The organism is Comamonas sp. wu1-DMT, assembly GCF_040187805.1.
GTDB classification, from domain to species: Bacteria; Pseudomonadota; Gammaproteobacteria; order Burkholderiales; family Burkholderiaceae_C; genus Comamonas; species Comamonas thiooxydans.
Window position 1 is genome coordinate 1 of the sequence record NZ_JBANEM010000042.1, and the last position, 5,470, is coordinate 5,470.

Here is a 5,470-nt window from a genome sequence, read left to right on the forward strand (position 1 = left end):
GGGGTCGTTTGCGGGAGAGGGCGAAATCCTACGCTAAGGCTTTGGCCAACGATATTCTCCGGTAAGATTGATGTGTTCCCAGGGGATAGGAGAAGTCGCTTGATATCTAGTATGACGTCTGTCGCACCTGCTTGATCGCGGCCGCGATAGCTAGATCGCGTTGCTCCTCTTCTCCATCCGCGTTCCAAGCTGCGGAAAGGCACCCATAAGCGTACGCCTGGTCGAGCAGGCGACGCGGATCGACGTCCAGCGCACGAGAGAATGCGTCCGCCATCTGTGCAATGCGTCTAGGATCGAGACAAAGGTCGTCTCTGTCAGCCGGATCGTAGAACATATTGGCGGCGCCAAAGCCCACTTCACCGACCAGACCGACGGGATCTATCACCAGCCAGCCGCGACTGGAGAACATGATGTTTTCATGATGCAGATCGCCATGTAGCCCACGCAGTTCCGAGGCATTGCTCATCATTTGATCGGCTATAATCGCCGCGTGGACGTAGTCAGTTTGACAACCTGCGTTTTGATCATCGCGCGCCCGCTGAAACAAAGCTGCAAAGCGATCCCGGATCGGGAGAAGGGCAGAAGGCAGGGGTTCCTCAGATGCGGCATACAGCTTCGCCATTAGTTCCGCTGCAATTTCGGTCGCCTGGTAGTCGCCGTGCTCGGCAACGATGTGAGAGAGCATTCGCTCCCCGGCATATTCGAGCAACATCAGATTGTTCTCACGACCGAGCAACCGGACTGCTCCCCTCCCATTGCGCCATACCAGATAGTCGGCCCCGCGCAGTTCATCAGCAATGTCTTCTATAGGTTTCAATCCCTTGACGATTGCAGGAGTCCCGTCTGGCAATGAAACTTTCCAAACGAGGCTGGAAAAGGTGTCCGCAATGAGAACAGGTTGCGAAACGTGCCAATGAGCAGGAAAAACAGGCGGCATGAACATCAACCCCAAGTCAGAGGGTCCAATCGCAGATAGAAGGCAAGGCGTTCGCGGTCGGGGGCTTCGATCCCCAATACATTGAATAGGACAGCGAAGGCGCGCTCTGCTTCATCTGGCGCTGCCCAGTTCTCTTCGGCGTTAGCAATCATGAGTGCCAAATCGGCATAGCGATCTGCTGTTCCGAGCCGCCCAAGGTCGATCAGACCCGTGCATTGAAGAGTTTTAGGGTCCACCATGAAGTTCGGCATGCAGGGATCACCATGGCAAACAACCATATCGGTGCGCTCTTGGTCGAGCCGCACCGGTAGCTCTCGTTCGACACGAGCCAAAAGATCGAGCTGCGGCGTACTCTTGTCCTCGTCCGGTAAGAAGTCGGGATTGACGGCATTGCGGGACACCACATCAACGGCGCGTCCGAACATTCGCGACAGCCTGCGCTCAAACGGACATTGATCAACCGATAGGCTGTGAACAGCGCCAAGTTGCTGCCCCATTGACGGCCACGCTTTGAGCAAATCCGCTCCAGACAGATCAGCCGCCGGTACTCCCGGAATTGCCGTTATCACCAAGCATGCACCCTCCTGTTCCTCCTGCCAGTTGATCACCTCGGGGCAAGCCACACCTCGACCTTTGAGCCAAATGAGGCGGTCACGCTCTCCAGCGAGCTCACCGCGGCGGGAAGCAGGTGCGATTTTCGCGAAGGCATGCCCGTCACCACGTCGAAAAACAAAATCACCAGATTCTCCGCCTCTGACAGGCAACCAGTCAGAATGCGATTCACCAAAAAAAATATTAGTTCGATTCAATGGAGGTTCCTTCAGTTTTCTGATGAAGCGCGGAGGTGGCTCAACCTGCGAAAAGAAACGAGTTGCTACGTAAGTCCGAGAACATGCTTTCCATGGTCTCTGAGCTCGCCTTTGGGACCGACATATCGGTAGAGAGTGACGCGCTCGATGCCGAGTTCCTTGCAGAGATCGGAAACTGAAGTATCGCGCTGGGCCATGGCGGCTTGCGCGAGACGCACCTGAGCTTTGGTGAGCGCGAATTTTCGTCCGCCCTTGCGACCGCGCGCTCTCGCGGAGGCGAGACCCGCCATGGTGCGCTCTCGGATCAGATCCCGCTCGAACTCGGCCAAGGTGGCGAAGATTCCGAACACCATGCGACCGGACGCAGTCGTGGTGTCGATCTGAGCGCCCTTTCCAGTCAGAACCCGCAGGCCGATCTTGCGGTCTGACAGCTCCTTCACCGTGTTGACCAGATGGGCAAGCGATCGTCCGAGGCGATCGAGCTTCCAGACCACCAGCACATCGCCGTCACGCAATGACTTGAGGCAGGCAGTCAAGCCAGGGCGATCATCACGACCGCCGGAAGCAAGATCATCATAGATATTGTCCCGTTCGACACCTGCGGCGCGCAAGGCGTCGTGCTGCAGGTCGAGAGACTGCGAGCCATCGGCTTTGGAGACGCGGGCATATCCGATCAGCATGTATCACAAACGTTGGTTTGAGGCGGCGCTTCGGCCACGATTGCATTGACCTCTGGAAATGTATCTCAACCAGCTTCATAAACAAAGCGTCTTGAACGCTATCAGATTTTGAAAAAGGAACATGTATGCCGCGTCGCGTCACTCTAACCGATCGGCAGAAAGACGCGCTGTTGCGCTTGCCGACTTCACAGACGGATTTGCTCAAGCACTATACGCTGAGTGATGAAGACCTTGGGCATATCAGGCTGCGTCGGCGCGCTCACAACAGGTTCGGCTTCGCCCTGCAATTGTGTGTCCTGCGCTATCCCGGCCGGGTGCTGGCTCCAGGCGAACTGATCCCTGCAGAGGTCATCGAATTTATCGGAGCGCAGCTTGGCCTGGGTGCCGACGATCTCGTAGACTATGCTGCCCGCGAGGAAACACGGCACGAGCATCTTGCCGAGTTACGGGGGCTCTACGGCTTCCGCACCTTCTCCGGACGTGGTGCGAGCGAGCTGAAGGAATGGTTGTTCCGAGAAGCCGAGATGGCGGTGTCGAACGAGGATATCGCCCGTCGCTTCGTAGCCGAGTGCCGACGCACCCGCACTGTCCTTCCCGCGACATCCACGATCGAGCGGCTTTGTGCCGCGGCTCTCGTCGATGCCGAGCGACGCATCGAGACGAGGATCGCCAGTCGGCTGCCTATGTCGATCCGAGAACAGTTGCTGGCATTGCTCGAGGAGACGGCTGATGATCGGGTGACCCGTTTTGTGTGGCTGCGCCAGTTCGAGCCTGGCTCGAACTCTTCGTCGGCCAACCGGCTGCTCGACCGGCTCGAATATCTGCAACGCATCGATCTCCCCGAGGATCTGCTTGCCGGCGTTCCTGCCCATCGGGTGACTCGTCTGCGCAGGCAGGGTGAACGGTATTATGCCGACGGCATGCGCGATCTCCCGGAGGACAGGCGGCTTGCGATCTTGGCTGTTTGCGTCTCGGAATGGCAGGCGATGTTGGCCGACGCAGTGGTCGAAACCCACGACCGGATCGTCGGCCGTCTCTACCGTGCTTCGGAGCGTATTTGCCATGCAAAGGTCGCAGACGAAGCGGGGGTGGTGCGTGACACCCTGAAATCCTTCGCCGAGATCGGGGGCGCCCTGGTCGATGCACAGGATGATGGCCAGCCGCTGGGCGATGTCATCGCGAGTGGGTCAGGGTGGGACGGCTTAAAAACCCTTGTTGCAATGGCAACCAGGCTGACCGCCACCATGGCCGACGATCCGCTCAATCATGTGCTCGACGGTTATCACCGCTTCCGCCGATACGCTCCACGCATGTTGCGCCTGCTCGATCTGCGAGCTGCGCCCGTTGCACTGCCGCTTCTGGAAGCGGTGACGGCCCTTCGTACCGGTTTGAACGATGCCGCGATGACCAGCTTCTTGCGGCCCAGCTCGAAATGGCATCGCCACCTTCGGGCCCAGAGGGCTGGCGACGCTCGCCTATGGGAGATCGCGGTGCTGTTCCATCTGCGCGATGCGTTCCGCTCCGGAGATGTCTGGCTTACTAGGTCCCGGCGCTATGGCGATCTGAAACACGCACTCGTTCCGGCACAATCCATCGCGGAAGGCGGTCGTCTCGCTGTGCCATTGCGGCCGGAGGAATGGCTGGCAGACCGGCAAGCTCGCCTCGACATGCGGTTGCGCGAGCTTGGCCGTGCCGCTCGCGCAGGCACGATCCCGGGCGGGTCGATTGAAAACGGCGTTCTGCATATCGAGAAACTCGAAGCCGCCGCGCCGACAGGCGCCGAAGATCTGGTGCTCGATCTCTACAAGCAGATCCCGCCCACGCGCATCACCGATCTCCTGCTGGAGGTGGATGCGGCGACCGGCTTCACCGAAGCGTTCACCCATCTGCGCACAGGAGCACCCTGCGCTGACCGGATCGGGCTAATGAACGTTATCTTGGCGGAAGGGATCAACCTCGGCTTGCGCAAAATGGCGGATGCGACAAACACCCACACCTTCTGGGAATTGATCCGCATTGGACGGTGGCATGTCGAGGGCGAAGCCTATGACCGGGCGCTGGCCATGGTGGTCGAGGCACAGGCAGCGTTACCCATGGCCCGGTTCTGGGGCATGGGCACGTCGGCTTCGAGCGACGGACAGTTCTTCGTCGCTACAGAGCAAGGTGAGGCCATGAACCTGGTCAACGCGAAATATGGCAATACCCCGGGCCTGAAAGCCTATAGCCACGTCTCCGACCAATATGCGCCGTTCGCAACCCAGGTGATTCCTGCAACGGCAAGCGAAGCGCCTTACATCCTCGATGGCCTGCTGATGAACGATGCTGGACGCCATATCCGCGAGCAGTTCACCGACACGGGCGGCTTCACCGATCACGTCTTTGCCGCATGTGCCATTCTCGGCTACCGGTTCGCTCCGCGCATCCGCGACCTGCCATCCAAACGGCTCTACGCGTTCAATCCGTCGGCCGCCCCGGCGCACCTGCGAGCGTTGATCGGCGGAAAGGTCAACCAAGCCATGATCGAGCGCAATTGGCCCGACATCCTGCGCATCGCCGCCACCATTGCTGCCGGGACCGTCGCGCCAAGCCAGATTCTGCGGAAACTCGCCTCCTATCCGCGGCAGAACGAGCTCGCGACAGCCCTGCGGGAAGTCGGTCGCGTCGAGCGCACCCTGTTCATGATCGACTGGATTCTGGATGCCGAACTCCAACGGCGTGCCCAGATCGGGCTCAACAAAGGCGAAGCTCATCATGCGCTGAAGCGGGCAATCAGCTTCCACCGCCGCGGTGAAATCCGCGACCGTTCCGCCGAAGGCCAGCATTACCGCATCGCCGGCATGAATCTGCTCGCCGCCATCATCATCTTCTGGAACACCATGAAGCTCGGCGAGGTCGTTGCAAACCAGAAACGCGATGGAAAGCTGCTATCGCCCGATCTCTTGGCCCATGTTTCGCCGCTCGGATGGGAACACATCAATCTCACCGGAGAATATCGCTGGCCAAAGCCTTAGCGTAGGATTCCGCCCCCTCCCGCAAACGACCCC

4 protein-coding genes are annotated in these 5,470 nt (G+C 59.4%); 1 reads left to right on the forward strand and 3 read right to left on the reverse strand.

Annotation, left to right across the window (positions count from 1 at the left end; all coding sequences use genetic code 11):
* Nucleotides 1–106 precede the first annotated feature (106 nt).
* The 3 genes from V8Z78_RS26875 to V8Z78_RS26885 all read right to left on the reverse strand — a co-directional run bounded on the left by V8Z78_RS26875 (nt 107) and on the right by V8Z78_RS26885 (nt 2,426).
* Entirely contained in the window at nt 107–943 is an 837-nt protein-coding gene (locus V8Z78_RS26875; RefSeq protein WP_000480968.1) for an aminoglycoside O-phosphotransferase APH(6)-Id, read from the reverse strand.
* On the reverse strand, nt 943–1,746 hold the full coding sequence (gene aph(3'')-Ib / locus V8Z78_RS26880; protein WP_001082319.1) for an aminoglycoside O-phosphotransferase APH(3'')-Ib: 804 nt from the start codon (nt 1,744–1,746) through the stop codon (nt 943–945). The genes V8Z78_RS26875 and aph(3'')-Ib overlap by 1 nt, the downstream gene beginning before the upstream one ends.
* Before the next feature lie 65 nt (nt 1,747–1,811).
* Nucleotides 1,812–2,426 carry a recombinase family protein gene (locus V8Z78_RS26885; protein WP_000904906.1) on the reverse strand — a complete coding sequence of 205 codons (615 nt, stop codon included), beginning with the start codon at nt 2,424–2,426 and terminating at the stop codon, nt 1,812–1,814.
* Between the two features lie 125 nt (nt 2,427–2,551).
* Between V8Z78_RS26885 and V8Z78_RS26890 the strand changes: the two genes are divergently transcribed.
* The gene (locus V8Z78_RS26890; RefSeq protein WP_001138082.1) at nt 2,552–5,437 is read left to right on the forward strand and encodes a Tn3 family transposase; all 2,886 of its coding nucleotides are present in this window, start codon (nt 2,552–2,554) and stop codon (nt 5,435–5,437) included.
* Nucleotides 5,438–5,470 lie beyond the last annotated feature (33 nt).

Coding starts and splice junctions, on each gene's coding strand:
- V8Z78_RS26890 (WP_001138082.1), top strand. CDS start 2,552: ATGCCGCGTCGCGTCACTCTAACCGATCGGCAGAAAGACGCGCTGTTG.
- V8Z78_RS26885 (WP_000904906.1), bottom strand. CDS start 2,426: ATGCTGATCGGATATGCCCGCGTCTCCAAAGCCGATGGCTCGCAGTCT.
- V8Z78_RS26875 (WP_000480968.1), bottom strand. CDS start 943: ATGTTCATGCCGCCTGTTTTTCCTGCTCATTGGCACGTTTCGCAACCT.